Annotated in this window: 25 protein-coding genes; 11 read left to right on the forward strand and 14 right to left on the reverse strand. The window is 32.4% G+C overall.

All coding sequences use genetic code 11. From position 1 onward, the window contains the following. Positions 1–109 precede the first annotated feature (109 nt). On the forward strand, positions 110–892 hold the full coding sequence (locus tag H6622_15105) for a FecR domain-containing protein (GenBank protein ID MCB9062848.1): 783 nt from the start codon (positions 110–112) through the stop codon (positions 890–892). Positions 893–897: 5 nt separating this feature from the next. Continuing rightward, entirely contained in the window at positions 898–1,125 is a 228-nt protein-coding gene (locus H6622_15110) for a hypothetical protein (GenBank protein MCB9062849.1), read from the forward strand. Positions 1,126–1,223: 98 nt separating this feature from the next. Here H6622_15110 and H6622_15115 read toward each other — a convergent pair whose 3' ends face one another. The 3 genes from H6622_15115 to H6622_15125 all read right to left on the reverse strand — a co-directional run bounded on the left by H6622_15115 (position 1,224) and on the right by H6622_15125 (position 4,573). Then, positions 1,224–1,967, reverse strand: a complete 744-nt coding sequence (locus H6622_15115; protein ID MCB9062850.1) for a phytanoyl-CoA dioxygenase family protein — start codon at positions 1,965–1,967, stop codon at positions 1,224–1,226. Positions 1,968–2,042: 75 nt separating this feature from the next. Next, complete coding sequence (locus H6622_15120; GenBank protein MCB9062851.1) at positions 2,043–4,064, reverse strand: hypothetical protein; 2,022 nt, start codon at positions 4,062–4,064, stop codon at positions 2,043–2,045. A 98-nt stretch (positions 4,065–4,162) separates the two neighbouring features. Beyond that, positions 4,163–4,573 carry a transcriptional repressor gene (locus H6622_15125; GenBank protein MCB9062852.1) on the reverse strand — a complete coding sequence of 137 codons (411 nt, stop codon included), beginning with the start codon at positions 4,571–4,573 and terminating at the stop codon, positions 4,163–4,165. Positions 4,574–4,668: 95 nt separating this feature from the next. Between H6622_15125 and H6622_15130 the strand changes: the two genes are divergently transcribed. The 3 genes from H6622_15130 (at position 4,669) to H6622_15140 (ending at position 6,158) form a co-directional block, all read left to right on the forward strand. Then, on the forward strand, positions 4,669–5,088 hold the full coding sequence (locus H6622_15130) for a MerC domain-containing protein (GenBank protein ID MCB9062853.1): 420 nt from the start codon (positions 4,669–4,671) through the stop codon (positions 5,086–5,088). 154 nt (positions 5,089–5,242) lie between these two features. Then, on the forward strand, positions 5,243–5,842 hold the full coding sequence (locus tag H6622_15135; protein MCB9062854.1) for a hypothetical protein: 600 nt from the start codon (positions 5,243–5,245) through the stop codon (positions 5,840–5,842). A 25-nt stretch (positions 5,843–5,867) separates the two neighbouring features. Beyond that, positions 5,868–6,158 (forward strand): hypothetical protein, encoded by a 291-nt coding sequence (locus H6622_15140; protein ID MCB9062855.1) that lies wholly within the window; start codon positions 5,868–5,870, stop codon positions 6,156–6,158. On the opposite strand, the gene H6622_15145 is transcribed toward H6622_15140, so the two are convergent. Then, positions 6,145–6,951, reverse strand: coding sequence for an RluA family pseudouridine synthase (locus H6622_15145; protein ID MCB9062856.1), 807 nt, complete (start codon positions 6,949–6,951; stop codon positions 6,145–6,147). The genes H6622_15140 and H6622_15145 overlap by 14 nt on opposite strands. Positions 6,952–6,991: 40 nt before the next feature. Here H6622_15145 and H6622_15150 point away from each other — a divergent pair, with 40 nt between their 5' ends. Then, complete coding sequence (locus H6622_15150) at positions 6,992–7,858, forward strand: RsmB/NOP family class I SAM-dependent RNA methyltransferase (protein ID MCB9062857.1); 867 nt, start codon at positions 6,992–6,994, stop codon at positions 7,856–7,858. Here the strand turns inward: H6622_15150 and H6622_15155 are convergent. After that, a complete protein-coding gene (locus H6622_15155; GenBank protein MCB9062858.1) occupies positions 7,847–9,307 on the reverse strand; it encodes a hypothetical protein in 1,461 nt (486 codons plus the stop codon). The genes H6622_15150 and H6622_15155 overlap by 12 nt on opposite strands. Before the next feature lie 174 nt (positions 9,308–9,481). Continuing rightward, complete coding sequence (locus H6622_15160) at positions 9,482–9,808, reverse strand: hypothetical protein (protein ID MCB9062859.1); 327 nt, start codon at positions 9,806–9,808, stop codon at positions 9,482–9,484. A gap of 363 nt (positions 9,809–10,171) precedes the next feature. On the opposite strand from H6622_15160, the gene H6622_15165 reads away from it, so the two are divergent. After that, the gene (locus H6622_15165) at positions 10,172–10,639 is read left to right on the forward strand and encodes a hypothetical protein (GenBank protein MCB9062860.1); all 468 of its coding nucleotides are present in this window, start codon (positions 10,172–10,174) and stop codon (positions 10,637–10,639) included. Here the strand turns inward: H6622_15165 and H6622_15170 are convergent. Continuing rightward, positions 10,601–10,864: a hypothetical protein gene (locus H6622_15170; protein MCB9062861.1), complete on the reverse strand. Its 264-nt coding sequence runs from the start codon at positions 10,862–10,864 to the stop codon at positions 10,601–10,603. The genes H6622_15165 and H6622_15170 overlap by 39 nt on opposite strands. Before the next feature lie 42 nt (positions 10,865–10,906). Here H6622_15170 and H6622_15175 point away from each other — a divergent pair, with 42 nt between their 5' ends. Together H6622_15175 and H6622_15180 are read left to right on the forward strand one after the other, a co-directional pair. Next, positions 10,907–12,175: an ISL3 family transposase gene (locus H6622_15175; protein ID MCB9062862.1), complete on the forward strand. Its 1,269-nt coding sequence runs from the start codon at positions 10,907–10,909 to the stop codon at positions 12,173–12,175. After that, positions 12,151–12,561 (forward strand): hypothetical protein, encoded by a 411-nt coding sequence (locus H6622_15180; GenBank protein ID MCB9062863.1) that lies wholly within the window; start codon positions 12,151–12,153, stop codon positions 12,559–12,561. Before H6622_15175 ends, H6622_15180 begins: the two co-directional genes overlap by 25 nt. Here the strand turns inward: H6622_15180 and thpR are convergent. Beyond that, a complete protein-coding gene (gene thpR, locus H6622_15185) occupies positions 12,558–13,118 on the reverse strand; it encodes an RNA 2',3'-cyclic phosphodiesterase (GenBank protein ID MCB9062864.1) in 561 nt (186 codons plus the stop codon). The genes H6622_15180 and thpR overlap by 4 nt on opposite strands. Before the next feature lie 56 nt (positions 13,119–13,174). Between thpR and H6622_15190 the strand changes: the two genes are divergently transcribed. Together H6622_15190 and H6622_15195 are read left to right on the forward strand one after the other, a co-directional pair. Beyond that, complete coding sequence (locus H6622_15190; GenBank protein MCB9062865.1) at positions 13,175–13,366, forward strand: hypothetical protein; 192 nt, start codon at positions 13,175–13,177, stop codon at positions 13,364–13,366. 2 nt (positions 13,367–13,368) lie between these two features. Beyond that, positions 13,369–13,803, forward strand: a complete 435-nt coding sequence (locus tag H6622_15195; protein ID MCB9062866.1) for a D-tyrosyl-tRNA(Tyr) deacylase — start codon at positions 13,369–13,371, stop codon at positions 13,801–13,803. 11 nt (positions 13,804–13,814) lie between these two features. Here the strand turns inward: H6622_15195 and H6622_15200 are convergent, their stop codons facing one another. The 6 genes from H6622_15200 to H6622_15225 all read right to left on the reverse strand — a co-directional run. Further along, a complete protein-coding gene (locus tag H6622_15200; protein ID MCB9062867.1) occupies positions 13,815–14,714 on the reverse strand; it encodes a hypothetical protein in 900 nt (299 codons plus the stop codon). A gap of 38 nt (positions 14,715–14,752) precedes the next feature. Beyond that, positions 14,753–15,244 (reverse strand): hypothetical protein, encoded by a 492-nt coding sequence (locus tag H6622_15205; GenBank protein ID MCB9062868.1) that lies wholly within the window; start codon positions 15,242–15,244, stop codon positions 14,753–14,755. A 67-nt stretch (positions 15,245–15,311) separates the two neighbouring features. Further along, positions 15,312–17,189: a threonine--tRNA ligase gene (gene thrS, locus H6622_15210; protein MCB9062869.1), complete on the reverse strand. Its 1,878-nt coding sequence runs from the start codon at positions 17,187–17,189 to the stop codon at positions 15,312–15,314. A gap of 90 nt (positions 17,190–17,279) precedes the next feature. Next, on the reverse strand, positions 17,280–17,768 hold the full coding sequence (locus H6622_15215) for a hypothetical protein (GenBank protein MCB9062870.1): 489 nt from the start codon (positions 17,766–17,768) through the stop codon (positions 17,280–17,282). 48 nt (positions 17,769–17,816) lie between these two features. Continuing rightward, entirely contained in the window at positions 17,817–19,361 is a 1,545-nt protein-coding gene (locus tag H6622_15220) for a leucine-rich repeat protein (GenBank protein MCB9062871.1), read from the reverse strand. A gap of 195 nt (positions 19,362–19,556) precedes the next feature. After that, positions 19,557–20,964: hypothetical protein (locus tag H6622_15225; GenBank protein MCB9062872.1), on the reverse strand; the 1,408-nt coding region annotated here is incomplete at its 5' end.

Genomic DNA, 20,964 nt, shown 5'->3' on the forward strand with positions numbered 1-20,964 from the left:
TTAGTATTTTAATTGAAGCACTGATTTGTGTATGTCATATTTTTTTTGCGAAAAACTCTGACCTAAGCAATAATAGAAAGACTTAAACATAAAACGATAGGAAGTTGTTTTGGTAAAAGTATTACTACTATTTATTTTTATAAATTCAAATTTGTATTCAAATGAAAATATATTTGGAAATGTTTTCTATATAAAGGGTGAGGCAATCGTTGATAGACCTGATGGAGTAAAGAATCTCCAAAAAGGGGATATCTTATTTAATCAGGATATTGTCAAATCGAAAGAAAGTTCAATTTTGATTATTTCATTCGGTGAAGGCATGAAATCCAAAATGAAAATTACAGAAAATACTCAAATCCTTCTCCAGCAAAAAAAATCAAAAGAAGATAACAAAATTTCTCTGGCCATTGGTGTGGGAAATGTTGTTGTTGATTTTTTTAATAAAGATAAAAAACAACCTTCATCTCTAAAATTAGAAACAGCAAATGTGTCTCTTGGAATACGTGGTACTCGTTTCTTTGTGATCAATGAGAGCAATGGAGATTTTGCAGCTAGTGTAAAAAATGGAACAGTCAATGTCGCTTCTAAGGCCATAGAAGATAATGTTGTTGTTTTAGAGCAAGGAAAAGGGACAATGCTAAATGAAAAAAAAGAGATTATTCAATCTCAAAGCTTTGATTGGCATGAAGATGTTAACTGGAAAACAGATCCACAAAACGGGGAACTTTCACATTCTCAAAAATTTTTTAATAGAGTTAAAAAGAGTTTCGAAAACTATCGTAACCATATTGCAGCAAAGATGAAAAATCGTAGAAAAAATATAAAAAATAAAATGCAAAAAATGAGACAGCAAAGATTAGAAAAGCGTAAATTGCTTTTAAAAAAGAGATAAATTAAATGGGTAAAATAAAGAAAATTATTCACCTAACTTTAGCATTTTTTCTTGGCATGATTACAGTTGCCCATTGGAATGATGCTAGAAGATACATTCGTAATATTTCTCCATTTGTTGATGATTCGTTTTCTAGTACGGCCAAAGAATTATTTGAACAAGGAAAACGTGATATAAAAAAAGAAAGTTTAAAAGCGTTGGATAGAACTAAAGATTATATCGAAAATAAATAACTTAATTGATAAAAATGTAAATTTAAACAGAAACTTCTTAACTTTCAAATCTGAAACAATACTTAAAAAATAATTGATCTCAAATAAATTTTTACACGTTATACAAAAAGCTTTCTTCCCGAACCATTTCCTGGATACTTTCTTTTATTTGCACCAGGATAGGCGTATCCATTGATAAAAATCCTACGCGTTTGATCTGAATAATTTGGTCTACTCGAATGAATACTATATGGGCCAAAAATGGCCAGATCGCCAGGATCCATTTCTATTGTAACTGATTTGTCTTTATCAAAAAAATCAAAAGGGTTTGCGACTTTGTCTAAATAGACATGTCCATTTTTATGGACTCCTGGAATAAACTCTAGTGGCCCATTTTTTTTAGTCATAGGATCTATGGCAATCGCAGTTTGAAGATAACTTCCTTTACCATTAATATCCTCCCAATCCTTAGTCCCATAACCTCGATGTTGTGAATCTTGATGCCATTCGAATTCAATATTGTCTCCAGGTATCTTAAAATGTGCCTGGTTAACTAGTTGGTTAAATTCATTTGATTCAAGTATTTGGCCAACTATATTTAATATTCTCTTATCTTGCGAATATTTAAGTAAAATATTTTCGTTAGCACCGACCCATACGGCCCTATGAAGATGTCCATTTTCAAATACAAATTGTGTTCCATTAAATTCTTGATATTCAATTGTGGGATTAAGTTTTTTTGAATTAGAATAAATTCGATCAAATGCTTGTGACATCTCGGTGATTTCAGAAGGCAAAAATACTTGCTTAATTAATAAATACCCTATTTCGTCAAATTCTTCTAACTGTTTTGAAGATAACATCCTATTCTCCCTAATTGATAGAATACTATTCTATCTCAAGAGAACTCTAAGGCCTAGGAGGTAAAAAAATGTAGACTATTTTTTTTTGAGAACCTGCATTAGCTCTTCACATTTTAGAGTTTGTGCTTTTTTACTCTGAATAAAGCTCTCTATAACTTCAAGATCTAGTTTTAATTTTAGGTCGGTCGAATAGGGGGAAAGCGTAAAATTTTCAATTGCATGGGGGAATTTTTCGATATGACCTTTTCTGTAAATTCCATAAATCAAAATATCGGCAATTTGAGGTTGATCATACCATGTTCTTCTTCCTGTTTTTTCTTCGAGTAAATCAAGAAGTCTCTCATTACTCATGACCGCGGCCACTTCAGCGTAAAGATACCCAATATATCGAACTTCTCCTCCATAGAAATGATTTGTAATAAATTTTTGTGCACTAATAGAATACTTTGATGTTTTTCTTGGGAAATCATAAAAAAATTTAGACGTATATTCTTGAAGGATTTGATCACTTCTATCAGTGTAACTCATTCCCCCTTCTGTATACGGATAATTCCAAATTTCAATATCGTAAAGAGCATTGAGGTACTGATATCTATCCATCCAAAATGTTCTAATCTTAAAATCATTAATATAGTCTTTTATAAGACTTGTACTCGGAAATTCTCCCTGTTCATTACTCATTGTGTTAATTAAAAAATCATGATCAAGCAATTCCTTTTCCATCATCATAGAATGTGTTTCTGCATAAGCAGAGTCCTGTTTTTCGCCATAGACACTTCTCCTTGAACTATAGTCAAGTCCATGACCTCCTTCGTGCCAAACTGTTCTATGTCCTTGTCTACCATCATTTCTGATGTTTTGAACGACGTAGATGGCCGGACGAGACCAGTTATTCCAATTGTAATAAGGGTCTTTAATACTTAATGTTTTTGAGTCTACAGTTGTTATTTTAGGTTTGGAAGTTTTTATCGCGGCCATATATGCATGACCAAATTTGTTTTCTCTTGGAAAACTGTCAATAATAATATTGTCTAACACATCAGACTTAAAGCCAGATTTAATCATCGAATCTTTCCAGCGCTCCAAAACTTTAGACTTTGGAAAAAAATCTTGCATTTGAATTTCAGAGTTAGGTAATAGAAATTCAAAAGTCAATTTTGCAAGTTGATCTCTTTTTAATTTGTTCTCTTTTGCTATTACTCTAATAGTTTCTAAAAAAGCAGGTTTAGTTTCTTGCAAGAATTTTTTTAAAAAAATAATTCGATCTTCAATGGTTTTATATCCTTCAGCATAATATCTTTCATTTTTAGCAATTTGATAAGCTGCCCAATTTGGGAAACCTTTTCTTTGGGCAAGTTCAGTTCGTAAAATGGCCTGTCTATCTAAAAAGATTCTGGCCTTTTCTAAAATGTAATTTCCATAGGCATTATAGGAAGAGCTATCTAAAAGTTCGACTTCTCTCAAGGCAGTATCAAGAGAAATTTCATTATCTCTAAATTTTCTTTCTACTTCAGTGATTAACTTTAATGTACTTCCTATTTCTTTTTTCACTGGAGACATATTTGCAATGTCATTTATTTTTTCAGCTAGTGATGTTAGTTCGTTAATAATAGCAAGATCATTAGAAGTCGTGCCGTAGATTTTATCCCATTCATATAGATCAATAACTTGTTTTACAATAGGCCCAATAAGACCTTGAGATAGTTTATATCCTTTTCTAAGTAAATCTTTATATTGATTTGAAGAGCTTAGTTCATTATATTTTTTTTCTAAAGTTAATTTTTTATTTTGCCAGAGTTCTTTTTCATCTAGGTCATTATAAAGTGCTCTATCAAGAGCCACATGAAAAAATCCAGCATTCTCTTCGACTAGATTCATTTGTGCAATAAAAGGTAAAAATTGTTGAGTATAGAATTCGACAAATTTTCTTTTTTGTGGATTCAGACGTTTATTATCAGCAACTCTTATTTGTGAAACTTGATTTGTATTGATCATAAGAAGCATTTTTTTCCGTTCATGTTCTCTGTCAAATTCATTTCCAAATAAGTTTAAACAAAAGGCAAAATAACAAATTAAGCCTGAAACAATTAATCTCATGTTCTCTCCTAATTTTGTAAGGATACTTACACAAAGCAATAATTCAAGCTAGAATTTAAAAAAAATAGATTTACTGAAATATCTATAGTTCGAAATGATTATTTAGGTCTACATTTTTTGCAAATACCTTCAAACTCCAAACTATGAGTGAGCTTGATGTAACCCATCTCAAGTACATTTTTCTCAATCGCCTCCAGGGAACATTTATGAATAGTTTCAATTTTCCCACATATACGGCAACTTACATGGTGATGATGATGGTGAGGATCATGAAACTCATATCTGGTGATCTTATCAATTAAATAGGTGGCCGTAATGAGTCCTTTTTCTCTAAATTGTTTTAAAGTTCTAAATAATGTTGCTTGATCACATGTTTTCTTTGGTAATCTTTGAAATATTTCTTCGGCCGTAAACGGGCCGTGTTCAAGCATAAGTACTTTGAGTATCCTTTCTCTTGCAATTGTAAAACTAAGGCCCTGTTGCTTAATTAATTCTTTTAATTTGCTCATCTAACTACCTGAAATCACGATTGTAAATTTTTGCAATTCACTTGCATTAATATGTTATATTAGTTAAATATCTCCATACATACTGGGATAATAACATGAACACAACGGATCTAGATACTGTAGAGATTACTACCGAAAAGGTGGATCGCATAGGTATTGGATTGTCTGCTGTATGTGCTATTCATTGTCTGGTAACTCCTCTCATATTTATTGCAGCACCTTGGCTTGAGGGATACGTTGAGCATGGTTTGTTCCATATCATTATGCTTACTTTTGTACTGCCAGTAGGGCTCTTTGCTTTTATTTCACAATTCAGAAAACACCATGACTTCAAAATACTTTCAATCGGTCTCATTGGACTTTTATTTGTAACTTTGGGAGTAATTATTCCTGAATTTTTAGGACACACTCAAATAGGAGAGTTATTGGAGTCCTCTTTTTCTATCTGTGGAAGTATTGCTTTACTTACAGGACATTATCTCAATCTAAAATCTAGAACTTGTTCAAACTGTTAATTCGAATTAGTAAGCAAGAATTTGTAAGAATTACTTTATAGACTTTTTACGTCAAAAATCATGTAATAAACTTAGGGTAACGGAAGACCCTGGGGAACAACGGCAAGGAATTAGCTAAAATCAAAAAACAAAAGTCACTAGAGAGGGATTTCTAGTGACTTTTTTTATTTTTATGGCACAGATACATATCATTGGCCCATTGTTTAAGAACCTCTATAAGTTTGATCAAAACGAAAGTTTGCTCTTTGTAGATGGAGGAGCGAACCATAGACCAATAGGAGATAAATCACCTGTTGTTGGAGATGGAGATTCCTATAGTGGTGAAATTGACCACCAGTTAAATCCAGATAAAGACCGAAATGATCTTTATCATGCTCTAAGTCTTGTTTCTGAAGAAATCAAAATAATTCATTTACACGGTTTTTTAGGGGGGAGAAAAGATCACGAACTTTTTAACCTAGGAGAAGTTCATTTTCATTTAAAAAAAATGCCAAAGGTTGTTTGTGCATTTCTTGATGATGATCGAATGGTCAACATCCAGGCATTTTCACCTGGAACTTGGACTCTAAATATTCAAGGGGTCTTTTCTTGTTTTTGTATTGAAAAGTCGACTGTGACTCTTAGTGGTGCATGCAAATATGAACTAGACAACACTGAAATGCACCCTTTAAGTTCTCTCGGGCTAAGTAATATTGGGACTGGGGATGTGACAATTACGACAAGTTCTCCACTATTTATCTACTTAGTCTCTTAGAATAGTTATTTTCAAGGAGGATGATTTGAGAAATTTAATATTACTAATTTTTTTATTAATCTCAGTTCTTACCCAGGCTAGAGCAGAAGATTATTATATCTATTTTAGTGTTTCCACTTGTAAATTAAATTCTGGGCAGGCCACTGATAAAATAATGAAAGAGCTTCGACATGAAGGACATGAAAAGTGTTATGAACTTGGTTTAGAGTATTTGGAAGTTGAGTGGAGCATTTCATTGATGAACGAAAAAAATATGTGTGGAGGGATGGCCGGAAATTTAGTCTTTAGATGCCTAAAAAAGACTAACTACTACTAATATTTTGTCCTTGAATTGTTTTGAATTGCAAGTTGATACATTCTAACTTTAGGCCATCTTTGTTTTTATTTCCTTTTCCGTAGATGGGATCTCCCATAACAGGATGGCCAATAGCTTCAAAATGTCTGCGAATTTGATGTTTTCTACCAGTAATGAGTTCGATTTCTAGCACAGTAGTATTTTCATTTCTTTGAATGACTTTAAAATTTGTGTGAGAATTTTTACCTTCAATTGGCAGATCAATTGAACCTTGATCTTCTTTTATGAGTCCGAATACTTCGGCCTTATATTTTTTTTGAACAAGATTGTTTCTAAAAAGTTCACTCAAGTATCTGGCCTGTTTTTTGTTATACGCAATGACAACTGGACCGGCAGTCTCTCTATCGAGCCTATGTATGAGGTAAGCTTCCTTTTTAGTCTTTTCAACTTCTCTTAGAAGACTACCTTCATCTCCATATTTTGTGCCTTGAGTGAGTACACCAGAAGGTTTATACCAAATACCCCAATCTCTTGTTTGTTTTATTAGTTTTATTTCAACATTATTAGGAAAAACGAGTTCACCCTTATAATAGATCTCTACAAGATCACCTATTTTAAGAATAGTTTTAGATCTCCTGACTCTTGTTTTAGGTCTTGTTCCTTTCTTCTTAAGCCAAACACCCCCATTGATAGCAATTTTTTTAAGTAGGGCCTTAGATAGGGGAGTTTTACTGGCCAGAAAATCTATTAGATTTATTTCACTTTCAACATTGAAGTGTCTAGATATGTTAATTTTTATATTCTTATTTTCCATAGCTCTTGACTATAGCATGAAGTGGCATTTATCAATGCTTATGAGTAAAAAGAATAAGGGATCGGATGAATTCAATAAATTTTATTCTGAGATCTATGAAAAGCGTTGGCCTGAACTAAAAAAATCTTTGTCCGAGACTAGGTCTCTATGTGCCTGGAAGAATCCATTTAAAAATGGAATAATTCAGGGGGATTTCTATAATCAGAACAATATATTTTATGAAAATATCAATGAGTCTCAATCGGATATACCCGGTGAATTCTATTTTTTAGATGGAGCATCGGTTTTTTCAGCAAATTCGCTTGGTGTAGTGGATGGGATGAAGGTCTTGGACATGTGTGCTTCACCTGGTGGCAAGTCATTACTATTGGCATCGAACTTATCAGGAAATGGGGAGCTTGTTCTCAATGATCTTTCTAAAGAAAGATATTACCGCCTTCAAAGAACATTTAAATCATATTTACCAGATGAAATTCTTTCTCGAATACGCTTTTACAATCATGATGCTACAAAGTGGTGTTTATATGAACAGAATGTATATGATAGAATTCTTTTAGATGCTCCTTGTTCTTCTGAGGAGCATGTCTTAAATTCAAAAAAACATTTAGATGAGTGGTCTCAGGGAAGAACTAAGAGGTTATCTAAGCTCCAATATGCTCTGCTTTCAAGTGCTTTTATTGCTTTAAAACCTGGCGGAGAAATTATTTATAGTACTTGTTCAATTTCACCACTAGAAAATGATGGTGTCATTGAACGATTTCTTAAAAAAAGAGGAGAATTTTGTAAAGTCTTAGAGCTTAGATTGCCTATCGGAGAGAGATCTAAGTATGGAGTTCAAATATTTCCTGATAAGACACAACATGGGCCTATGTATATTTGTAAATTATCTAAAAATTTAATGGAATAAATGAGCACAATTATTACGTTGTACTTCTTCAGATTCTTTTTTTAAGAGTTTAGTTATTTTGAGGATTTCAAGAAATCTATTCGTATTTAGATTTTGTCCTATAATTTCCAAAAATGAATTGCCAATATTTATGTATAATATTTTCAAATCATTAAAATGATAAATTTGAAAGAATTGACCATCAATATAGGCATGAGTATTACGTTTTTCCGTATTTAAAGAATCTAATTCATTAAGGGAAGCTAATTGAATTAATTTTGAAACCTCTTCAGTTTTCTGAGATATTTCATAGACATTAATTTGAATATTTGAATTGTTATCTATTCTAACAAAATGAGCTGTAACAGAATTGAGATAATTTTTAACCAATGATTTTTTTGATTTGATTTCTAACTCATCAATAACTCTATTCTTGTATGACAGAGTGGCATCTACCAGCATACTTTTATAAAATGAATTATTTTTCAATTGATTGAATAAAAATATATTTATTGGTGAATACGCCCTTGGTGATTGAGTGTCTCTATTATTTGGATATATACTTGGATCAATGAATATCATGGAGTCACCTGGAATTTCATTGAGAATTTTTATAAGTCTTTCTTTTCCTCCTTCACTAAATTGAAATTTAACGAAGCGATAAGCTTCCTGAAAAGTAGATAGAGGGTCATCCATTTGTAAAATTCTATCTAAAGGGGACTTTGCGCTATACATGAAATCGCGAACACCTAAATCTTGATGTATTAAAACGGGTAAATTAAATTTCTCAGCGACCATACCTGTATAAATCATAATAATTCCTTCGATAATTTTAGTAGCGTTTTCACGTTGACCTGAATCCCATTTAGATGAAAACTGAATAAAAGTAGAATTGTTTTCATAATCAATTGAGAAACGAACTAATTCTTGAATGATGATATTTTCCAGGTAGATTTCAAGAGTTCTAAAAGGAAATTCTATACTTTTAACAGAATCTTTCAATTTATAAATTAAATTTTCTACATTAATAGTTATTTGATTTTTATCTTGGAAGCTAATAAAAATATTTCTGTGTCTAAAAGTATCTCTGAAAAAATTAGTGAAATTATTTTTTTGAATTTTCGATAGTTTTATATTGTTCATTTTTGTAATTGCAATATCAAGGGCCTCTTTTGCTTTTTCGTTGAAAAAAGAATTTTCTATAGAATTGTTAATTAGATGAAAATTAGGAATAGAAATAAGAGTATGCTCAGTAATCTCTTGCACAACAGGGACAATTTCCCTGGCCAATTTGATTAGATTTTCAGGAGAAAGAATGCCTTCAATGTGTAAAATATCTTCTTCGGAAGCCTTGTAACCAGAATTTTTAAGACTTGTTGTTATTGTATCTCTTAGGGATATTTGTAATTCTGACTTTGTTTTAATGTGTTCATCATTGGCCCAGAGATTTAATAAAGATATAAACATCATAATTATTAAAATAAACCGAAAATACATTTTTAAACTCCGTCTCAATTAAGTGAAGTTTCGATACCATTTTTAAGGTTTATTAGCAATTTTGATTACATAAAATTTGTATAAAACAGAAAATTTCTATATTAGATTTAGATAATACTTTATCTTATTGACAAGTATTTTCATCACTCATTTTTTTCTTTGGGAGCATCCACTTTCTTCTGATTCAAATCCCATTCCAAAAACAGAAGGAAAAAGATTTGTGGCAGTATTTCTTGCATCATCCAAATTATAACTTTCGGCAGAAATTGAAAATGTCGCTGTATCATCATCATTATTATAATTGATACTGCCTATTTCGATATTATACTCAAGAATTGCACTTTCGAGAATTTGTTGTAGACCATTTGTTTCATGTGCTAAAACTTGGGCATGACACCTGTAAATGAAATCACTCTCAGTAAAAGCAAAGATTGGCGCAACAAAAATAATAAAAATTGGAATCAAAATCTTCACTTTTACCTCCAGCAAATTGATTTTTTATAAAATACATAAAAATTTGTGTCTATATAGATAAAGAAAATTTGCAAACAACTTACGAACAGACTACATTGTTCTGACTTTAAGCAGATCTAGTCCTTGAATTCGTCGAATTTTAAGAGGTTTTAACTTTTATTAGTTGTATTGTGCACCTTAGTTTTTAGAGCAGAATAAGAAACATAATTACTTGAAATTATTACTACAAATTCGCATCTTAGAAATTGTTTAAAAGATAAACAAAATAAAGTAAAAAATACAAGATGACTTCATTTTTAAGTTATAGAAATTATTTCGTAGTATAAAGAAAGTAGGTTTTTATATAATTTGGAAGGAAGCCTCATGAAAGTTAGTGTCTTTTTACTACTTTTTTCCTTAATAAATGCTCCAGTCTTTTCAAGCACTGATCTTACTTCCTATTTATGTGAAATAATATATTCAGGAACCAAAGATTCAATGGGTAGAAGTATAGATTTCGAACTCTATAAAAAAGTAGCAAGTTCTATAGGTGAAATAAAAGATTACTCTGAGGATTTTTTAGACCCAGAATTTCAAGAATTAATACGCGATGTGGATTATACAATTCTTCAAAAAATTTTCGGCAAAAATGTAGATACCTTGTTACAAATTGTAAAATTTAAAACATTCATGTTGAAATTTAACCAAGATATCTATGAAGGCCTAGATATTCTTGAAGTTCATAATTTTATAGATTTAGATGGTTTATATCGTTTCTACTTATCAAGGGACTTTTATTTTTCAAATGGGATCTTAATCAAAAAAGTTGATTTTAGGGAAACCAATAATTGACTCAGCATACTCGTCAATATTTTCAGGTCTTAAGTTGTCCAGGTCCATCTCAGGTTTTAAAAACAAAAAGAATAATGCATCTTCTTCCCATTCCTTATAATCTTTATCAGGAATTTGATCCCTTATTTCTTCAAAAAAATCTGAATGTTTCAATCTTAATTTGGGCATCTCAATAGACCCTATTCTACATGGGCCTTCTTTTCTCTTATACGATTTAAACTTCATTGTTATCCTCTCTTTATACTTAATTTTTCAAAGGATTGAACTATGAGTTTACGACGTATTCACCGTTACTGCATCCCTGGTTTTGACGTGACAGACACTAAAGAGTGGTTAGATAAAGGCTTTATTGAGATATTTATCAAAGATGGACGTGAAGTTAAACAGTGTTCCAGGTGTTGTCATGAGCTTGATGCAGCCAAAGTTAGCGAGCATAAAGTCAAAGTTCGCACAATGGATATTCATGGTTTTAAGGGATACTACATCTTTAAAAGAACTAAGCATCGATGCGGTAATTGTAAAAAAATTAGAACTTCTAAAATTGACTGGATCTCTGAGGAGACTCCGCACGTAACCGAGGAATATGCTTGGTGGTTAGGACGTCTTTGTGAGATTACTCCAGTCTCTCGGGCCGCTGAGTTCACTGGCAATGATCCTATGAGTATGTGGCGGTTTGATTTTAAAAGAATGAAGCGGATGTTTCAACACTACAAGATCCCAAAGGTCAGGAGGATTTGTGTAGACGAAGTCTATGCCAGAAAGAAAAAGTATCATGCCAAAGAGTCCAGGGATAAACGCTTTTTCACGATAATCTGTGACTTGGACACTAGGAGGGTTATTTGGGTGTCTGAAAGCCGCTCTAAAGAAGCACTTAATGAGTTTTTTCATGTCATGGGAAAAGAGCGCTGTGAAGAGATTGAAGTTGTAGCGGCAGATCAGTTTGATGGATATAAACTTAGCGTGAAAGAGAACTGTCCCAACGCTATTTTTGTATGGGATCGTTTTCATATCATGCAGACGTTTCAAAACTATATTAATAGTGAGAGACAGTGGTTAAATGAGCACATGTGCAAAGGAGAACAAAAGAGACTGACTCGTGGCAAATTTAAACAGTTATTCACTAAAAAATCTGATCGAAGAACAAAAGCTGAGAACCGGCATATTCGGGAAGTCATGAGAGATAATGAATATTTTGTTTACCTAGAACTCATTAAAGAAGGTATGCACCAGATATTTGAATCTGCTTCAGCTCCGGAAGCAAGAGCAAAGTTTGAAGAGATGGGGGAATGGATAAATCAAGCAGGGATCTTCTATGAACTAAAAAAATGGTGGAAAACGTTTGATGATGGATGGGATACATTCAGAAACTACTTCAAATACCCTGTTACCTCATCACTTTCAGAAGGAATAAACAACGTCATCAAAACAATAAAGAAAAGAGCTTATGGTTATAGGAATATGCAGTATTTTAAGCTTAAAATCCTCCAAGTATGCGGATTTTTGAACTCTAAGTGGGTACCAATGAATTTTCAATAACTTCAACTTTTTTGTTAGAGAGGCTTTCAAATGACCAATCAATCTCTAATCCAAAATCACAATTATCAAAGAATGCTATTGAACTTCAAAGAGAGTTAGGAGTTGTTTTTGAACAAATTAATCGAAACTTTCCTGGTTATATTTCAGCTTTTTTGACAACTGATTATATCATGAATGCTAATTCACCTTTGAAAAGTACTGACTTAGATTCCGCAAAATCTCAAGAAGCATTTTCAACAAAATTCAACAGATATTGGTCTGAAAAATTTAGTTTTAAGGACAAAACTTTAATGGAGTTAACAATTAGAGATTTAAATCGACTCATAACTGCTTACCCTGATGAATATGGCCATTTAAAATTTGTTCGAGATAATATTTGGTTTTAATCATTTAAAAATATTGTATCTATTATTTCATAGGCCGTTTTGTTTTGGTAACTTTGATAGAGATGGATACAATCAACTTTTAATTGAATGTTTTTAATATGCTTTTGCTTGCGGATAAAGGGATCTAAATTTCTTGGTATTTTCATCCGCGCAAGGGTCATATGAAATACAAGATCCTTTCTATCATATTCAATTTCAACTTCATCTAAACAGGTACGTATGATTTCACCCAATGCGTGAAATTTATCATTCTTTATCTTCGATCCTAACCAGACTACACGTGCACTTTCTGTCGATGGAAATGCACCCCAAGAATCAATTTCACATTTGAACTCTTTGCCTAAGGGGCGTTCTCTTAAGGCCTGAATGATCTTGGCCTCTTTTTCAGCATCCACCTCGCCCAAAAAAGCAATTGTGAAATGCCATTGATAAGAAGGCACCAACCTGTCATTTGTATATCTTTGCTTGAAAGGGACTACGTAAGACTTAATCTGTTTTAAAGCATCAATACTGACGGGGATTCCAATAAACAATCTTTTATCTTTTTGACTTTCCATCACTATGGATTGTAGCATCCCGAAACTACCAAAGTCGATATTTGTAAGGAGAAGTCATGGAATTAATTAAATCAACAAAAGAATTCACTATTTATAAAAAGCGCACTGGCCGCTATGGGGTGAAAAATGCTGCTAGAAAATGGTTAAATGGGGAAGAGAAAGTAAAAGTTCTTTTGGGTGAAGGTCTAATCAAACTTACCGCAGCGAGTGCTAAAACTCAGGAAGATACTGAAGATACTGCTGAGTAATTATGAAAGTTGTTGTCCAACGCTCAAAGCATTCAAAAGTCTTAGTCGATGAGAGAATTACAGGTCAAATTGACAAGGGGCTTGTACTTCTTGTTTGTTTTGAGCAGGGCGACAATATTGAGAAAGTTGAAACATGTGTTGAGAAACTTCTTAAATTAAGAATCTTTGATGACTCAGATGGTAAGATGAACTTAAATGTAGAACAAATCAACGGAAAAATCTTGGCCATAAGTCAATTCACTTTGTCTTGGGATGGGCGCAGAGGCAATCGCCCAAGTTTTGATCTTTCTATGTCTCCGCAAGAGGCCAAAGTGTTATTTGGTATTTTTTGTCAGAAAATGAGTCAAAAAGTTCCCGTTCAAACAGGTGTTTTTGGAGAAGTGATGGATGTCCAAATTTCAAATGATGGGCCTGTAACTTTTCACTTAAGTTATTAAGTCTAACTTCATTAGAGTGTTGAGTCTGTTGATGATTTAGACACAATGGATCTTAGGCCAGAGTGGAGAAATTCATCAGAGTTTTTTACATCTGTCAGATCAAGTTCTTCTTTAAAAATTTGTTTTAAGTCTGTGAATCGTCTCTGTATATCTTCTCCAGCTAAATGTTCTTCATGAATCAGCTCATATTCTAAGAGTTCAAAACTGTTACTTAGTTTCATGGACAGTTCTAATTTTTGTAGTTTTTTAAGAGTTTGGTTATATTTAATTCGAGTTTCATCGATGACTCCAAACCAATCGATGATTTTCCACTGCCCATTTAAATCTTCTCCTATATTATCAAATGTTAAATCTTTGATAATCTGATTTTGATCAAGATATTTTTTGTAAAAATGTATAATTTCAAAAACATTATCTTTTCCTTCATTTGTTTTGATATAGTTTTTCAATATTTGAGCTGCAGTATAATTTACTCTTTCGACGATATAAAATCCTTTTGCAGCGACTTCAATTTTTACTGTCGGGACATGTGTATTTAAAAGAGATTTGTACTCAGTTTTTTTTATACTATCATCTTCGGGATAGTGAGCAATTTTTAATACGTGTTCTTTTCCGTCTTTGTCAGTAGTTAAGAATACACTATGTTCGAATCCATAACCCAAACTTTTAATGATTGTTAATATTCCAAATTGTCCTACATTAACTTTGAATCCAGGTGTTAAATCTATTCTCTCTCTGTAGACACCATCAGGAATGGTTGGTATTTTTCCAACGGCAATGTCCCAATTTCTAATTTCAGTTATTTTTTTTGAAGTGAAAAAATGTCTATATTTAAAAGATTTACGTATGAGTAAGGCGATTTCACTTCTATATTCAAAAAGTTTATATTTTTTAAGAAGTTTTTCCTCCACATTCTGAAGATTTTTACTATGAAAATATCCAGGTTCCCTTAAACATATTCATATCCTGTTAATAAGCTTCGAATAAAATGTGTTAATCTAATTTTTTTAGATTGAATAAGTACGAGTAAATTGTATTGTTTTTCACTACTTAAATATTTTCGAAAGTGAGTGCTATTAAGAATTTTTGTGAAGAAAATATTTGAAATATTTTCAACTCGATTTTTGAAATCCAGTCCCCTATGCTCCCTAGGAAATAAAAATGATAGTCTTTTGAATTCTCTAAGGATGTCTGACTGTTCAATCGCTTGGCCATTTTTTGATTTTGCTTCAATAACATCCCAAAAAAATATACTTAGAAAGAGACTATCTTCAATCTCATTAACCGAAAGCAAAAAAGTATTTTTTAGCACTTTGTCCATTACAAATTTTGGGACTACTGCGTTCATTATACTTTCACATCTATTGAGTGTTGAAGTTATCTCAATTGCCTGAGTTGAAGAAATAAACAAATAAAATAGAAGAGCTCTCAGAAAAAACATCTAAGCAAACTAGCAAAAAAATACTCAGGCAGCACGCGTTAAAAACTTACAAATTTTAACTTTCTTCTTAGTAAGTTGAATTCTCTGTTGTTACGTCTCCCATTTCTTTTAAGAATTGAGCTGGATTATCTACGATGACATCAAGAGAGCGAAGACGGTTACTTTTTGAAAGTAATTCAATCGCCTCTTCTTTTGATATTGTTTTTTGACTCTCGTCTTTTATCTTTCTAAGCGTGATTTGTTTATTTTGAACCTCTTTATCCCCAATAATAAAGAGGTTTGGAATTTTATCATTCCCTTGAGATTGTCTAATTCTATAATTCAAAGATTCTTCGGCCAGTAGAACTGCTCTAAGTCCTTCTTTTTTCAAATCTTCAACTAACTGGCAAGAATATTCCAATTGGGATTCTCCTAACGGTAAAACGGCGACCTGAACAGGTGCTAGCCAAGTAGGGAAGGCCCCACCAAAATGTTCAATAAGTATTCCCATAAACCTTTCAAACGATCCAAAAATTGCTCTATGTATGACTATGGGGCGGTTTTCAGATCCATCTTTTTCGGTATATTTAAGCTCAAACCTTTCAGGTAATTGAAAATCGAGTTGTATAGTGCCACATTGCCACTGTCTACCTAGGGAGTCTAAGATGGTTATATCAAGCTTTGGCCCATAGAAGGCCCCTTCTCCAGGGTCTATACGATAGGGCGTACCTGCAAACTTAAGGGCCTCTTCCAGTCCAGCTTCTGCTTTATTCCAGGCCTCTATTTCACCCATATAATTAGCAGGCCTGGTAGAAAGATTCACTCTAAATTCTAGACCTAAAAGATCATAGGTTGCCTTTATATTTTGTAAGAGAGTGAGAATTTCAGTTTGAATTTGGTTGTGATTAAGAAAGATATGGGCATCATCTTGGCAAAAACAACGAGTTCTCATAATTCCATGAAGGGATCCGTGGGACTCATTGCGATGGAGTATTTGTCCTTCCGCTATACGCATAGGAAGATCTTTATAAGATCTAACTCTACTTCGAAAATAGAGCATTGTGTCAGGGCAATTCATGGGTTTAAGAATAAATTCCGCTTCACCTTTGTCATCACGAAATATGAACATATTTTCTTGAAAATGATCCCAATGGCCTGAAGTTTGGAAAAGATCTTTTCGATAGAGTTGTGGGTTTAAAATTTCTTGATAGCCATTTTCATCCAAATATTCTTGCCAAAATTTTTCAAGTGTTTTTCTGAATTGAACTCCCTTGGGTTCCCAAAGAGCAGAGGAGGCCCAGTCGTGGAAGAAAAACAGTCCCATTTGTCTACCGAGAGTTCTGTGGTCTCTTTTCTTCATTTCTTTGAGGAGATTGAGATAACTTTGCAACTCTTCTGGAGATGTCCAGGCAGTACCTGCGATCCTCGTTAAGGAAGGATTTTGTTCATCTCTCCAATGAGCGGACGTTGCAGTAGTGAGTTTAAAGTTTTTACAAAGACCAGTATGTGGAACATGAGGCCCTGCACACATATCTAGAAATTCACCGTTTTTAAAAATGGTTAATGTTTCATCTTCAATTTTTTCAATGACTTCAAGTTTGTATTTTTGGTTTGTTTTTGTATAGAACTCAATAACATCTTTTTTTGGTGCCTTGGCCCATTCAAATTTTTGGTTTTGTTTACAGATTTTTTGCATCTCTTTTTGAACAACACTCAATGCATTTTCATCGATACTTTCAAGTACTTTGATATCATAAAAAAAGCCATCCTTTGTGGCCGGCCCTGTAGCGAGTTGAATGTTTCCTTGAATTTGTTCTACGGCCTGTGCCAAAACATGTGAGGCAGAATGGCGAATTCGTTTTAATTGTTCATTCAATGTAAGGGTTTTGAACTCATTCTTATCGACTTCAGTCCATTCGTACTTATCAATAAATTGCTTTTTGAGTTCTTTAACTTCCATAGACATAGATTCCTCTTTTTGCGCTACATAATTTTTAGAGATATGTTTATCACAGAATGTTAAAAATTGTCAGTACCGTATTAATCAAAATGTGAATTAAAAGATTTGATATTCTTTAATTTGGTACTCGATTTGCACTGAAGAATCATAGATAATCTTGATAATTTTAAAACTCATAATAATTTTTGAAATTTCAGTTGTTTTGCTTAAGATAAATTCTTTATTTTTTTCTAGACTCGTCGTTTCAATTCTATCGCCTAAAGGATAGACAATATTGATAGGTGAAATATCGTGATTGGATCCAGTTTCTAAAAGTTGAAATTCACTTATTTCAGAATTTGAAATTACAGATGCCAAGCTGTTGTCAGAGTCTAGATACATGACACAAAAATTATGCATTTCATCATATTGGGTCAAATAGAGGCAAGATTGATCGATCTCACCATTTTCAACTATTTTAAGAGTCGTACGAATTGTTGTGTTTAATTTGGGGAGATCTCGAAGAATATCTTTTTCAGCTTTGTTTTGTTCGTTTTTACATGAAAATAGAGCAATAAAAAAAAAGATTATCAAAATGTTTTTCATAATGAACATCATGCCAAAAAAGATGAGTTTCGCCCAGGTTTATTTAAATTATAAAAATCTAAAAAAGAGTGACGGTGCTTCTTTTTGTGAGCTTATGATGATTTCTTTTTTTACGATTTTATCTTCATAGTAAAGTTTTGTCGAATTTGAATCCAGTGAGAATGGGTTAAAAAAATCAATTGTGTTAAAATTGAAGTCTTTCAAATAATTATTTGAGAGATTCAAATAGAGTAAATTATTGAGGTCATCAAGAGCAATTGAATCAATATCTGAAATTTCATTAAAGCTAAGATTTAAAGTAACTAGATTATGGAGACCTGCAAACATTCCCTTGTCTATACTTGGAATTTCATTACTTTCCAATGAAATCGTTTTTAAATTTTTTAAGTTAATAAACGATTTTGATTCAACATCGGAGATACGATTTCTACTAAAATCGAGATGCTTAAGATTTACGAGGCCTTCCCCAAAGAGGTCATTATCAATTTCGTCGAGTTGATTATTTGATAGGTCAATTGATTCAAGATTTTTGAGGTTATCAAAAATATTATCTTTGAGTGTGTATATTTTATTTTGACTAAGATTTAAAATTTTTAAATTTCTTAATCCATTAAATATACCTGAAGAAATGTTTTCAATATTATTATTTTTCAAATCTAGAATTTCAAGGGATTGAAGATCTCTAAAAATATTGTTTGGAAGTTTATCTAAATTTACACTACTTAATTCAAGACCTTTGAGATTATTTAAATCTTTGAACATATATTTTGCGATAAGAAGTTGAATGTCAGATTTAATTTGAAGGTAGTCTATTCTTTTAAAAAATTTGGGGTTGTGTGCTAAGATTGTAAGAAATACTCTGTCATCAACTCTTAATGTTTTTAAATTCGGTAAAAAAGCAAATATATTTGGATCGATAAAACCAAGTTGATTGGAACTGATATTGAGTTCTTCAAGAGATTTTAAAGCATCAAAAGCGCCTTTTTGAATATTGGTGATTCTATTTTTACTAAGATCTAATGTTTTAAGATTTACCATACCTTTAAACATTGAAAAATTTAATTCTTTTAATTGATTGCCCTTTAGACTTAGGTGTTCAAGGTTTTTAAAATATCCAAAAGCTTCACTTTTAATTTCAACAATGTTTTGAAATTCGAGTTTGATTGATTTTAATTTTGAGTTATAGAGAAGTGGGGACATCAATTTAGGAGTAAGTGAAAAATTGACATTATTTTGATTTCTATCGATTTCATTAGTATTGATTTCCTTTAGATTTCCTAACATCCTAAGAACGTCAGTATTTTCGAGTGCGTTCAAATCATTGATAGTAATGTTGTCTATTTGTAATAATTTATAATTTGGAAAGTGTAGGCAATCGATTTCGTGAGACTGCTTTAATATTCCATCAGTAATAGATGATCTGTAGCAGATATTTGTGAACTCATTAGAATCATTTTCGACAATCTCGTTTGAAAGATTTATAACTTCATCCATTGGTTTTGAAAATTTTCCATCGATTCCATTTGGTGGAATGAAGGCATATGATTTTAAAATGATAAGAAAGAAGAAAAAAATTGAAATAAGTTCTTTCATATGAGAGCTCCATGGAATATGTGCCTCTTATATTGCTCCAAAATATGCTTTTTTAAAAGGAATCGTGTATTTTTTACCTTGTTGTATATAAAAAACTAACAATTTGATGCCTCTCTAACAAAAAAGTTGAAGTTAATAGTGATTTTAATGACTTCATAAACATTTAATCTATGTATTTTTGTTTTGGACTTTTTTTTAACGCGAAATAAATGATTTAATCTTAATGCGAATAAGTAAATACAATTTTTTATACCAATTTTCATTGATTAAAAGATTCTCAGGCCCCTTTGTAGAGGTTAGGGATTTAAAATTTGCTTTTCCATTAATAGAAGAATGATTTTCTAAACCTTGTGCAGAGATGAGGGATTCAAAATTTGCGTATCCTCTAATGGAAGAAAGATTTTCTAATCCCCGTGCAGAAGTGAGGGAGTCAAAATTTGCGTCTCCTCCAATAGAAGAAAGACTTTCTAATCCTTGTGCTGATGTGAGAGATTTAAAAATTGCTTCTTCTCCAATAGAAGAAAGATTTTCCAATCCTTTTGCAGAAGTGAGGGAGTCAAAATTTGCGTCTCCTCCAATAGAAGAAAGATTTTCCAATCCTTTTGCAGAAGTGAGGGATCTAAAATATGCGTCATCTCTAATAGAAGAAAGATTTTCCAATCCTTTTGCAGAAGTGAGGGATCTAAAATTTGCGTATCCTCTAATGGAAGAAAGATTTTCCAATCCTTTTGCAGAAGTGAGGGATCTAAAATTTGCGTATCCTCTAATGGAAGAAAGATTTTCTAATCCCCGTGCAGAGGTGAGGGATTTAAAAGATGCATTCCCTTTAATAGAAGAAAGATTTTCTAATCCTTTTGCAGAAGTGAGGGATTTAAACTCTGCGAATCCTCCAATAGAAGAAAGACTTTCTAATCCTTGTGCAGAAGTGAGGGAATCAAAGGCTGCGTATCCTCCAATAGAAGAAAGATTTTCTAGACCTTTTGCAGAGGTGAGGGATTCGAAATTTGCGTACCCTCCAATAGAAGAAAGATTTTCTAATCCTTGTGCAGAAGTGAGGGAGTTAAAATTTGCACTTTTTCCAATAGAAGAAAGATTTTCTAGTCCTTGTGCAGAAGTGAGGGAATTAAAGGCTGCGTATCCTCCAATAGAAGAAAGATTTTCTAATCCTTGTGCAGAGGTAAGTTCTGAGGCGTAAAGATATCCTTTCACAAACCTTAGATCTTGGATGATTTCAATGGGAACACCATTTATATCTAGATCTTCATAATGATAAACAACTCCTCCACGCATGAATTCTTTCTGAGTGAGACTGATCCTGTCTTCTGAAACATCAAGTAGTAAACTAAGGTCTTTTTTTGGATTTCTATTAGCTAATATTTTCTCAATACGCTCATCTTTATAATAACCAAAGCCTTGAATTTCCTCATCGATTTCATATAAAAAACGAAGCTGATCTTCGCTTAATTCACCATTTTCTTGATAGTGGTTATAGATTTCAGTTAAGCGCTTCATATGAGCGTCTCTTTTTAAGAACCTTTCACCTTCTGCCCCAAATTCACCTAGTTTATTTGATAAAACCTCACTTCCTGCAATCACTTGATCT

Source organism: Halobacteriovoraceae bacterium (genome assembly GCA_020635115.1).
Classification (GTDB): Bacteria; Bdellovibrionota; Bacteriovoracia; order Bacteriovoracales; family Bacteriovoracaceae; genus JACKAK01.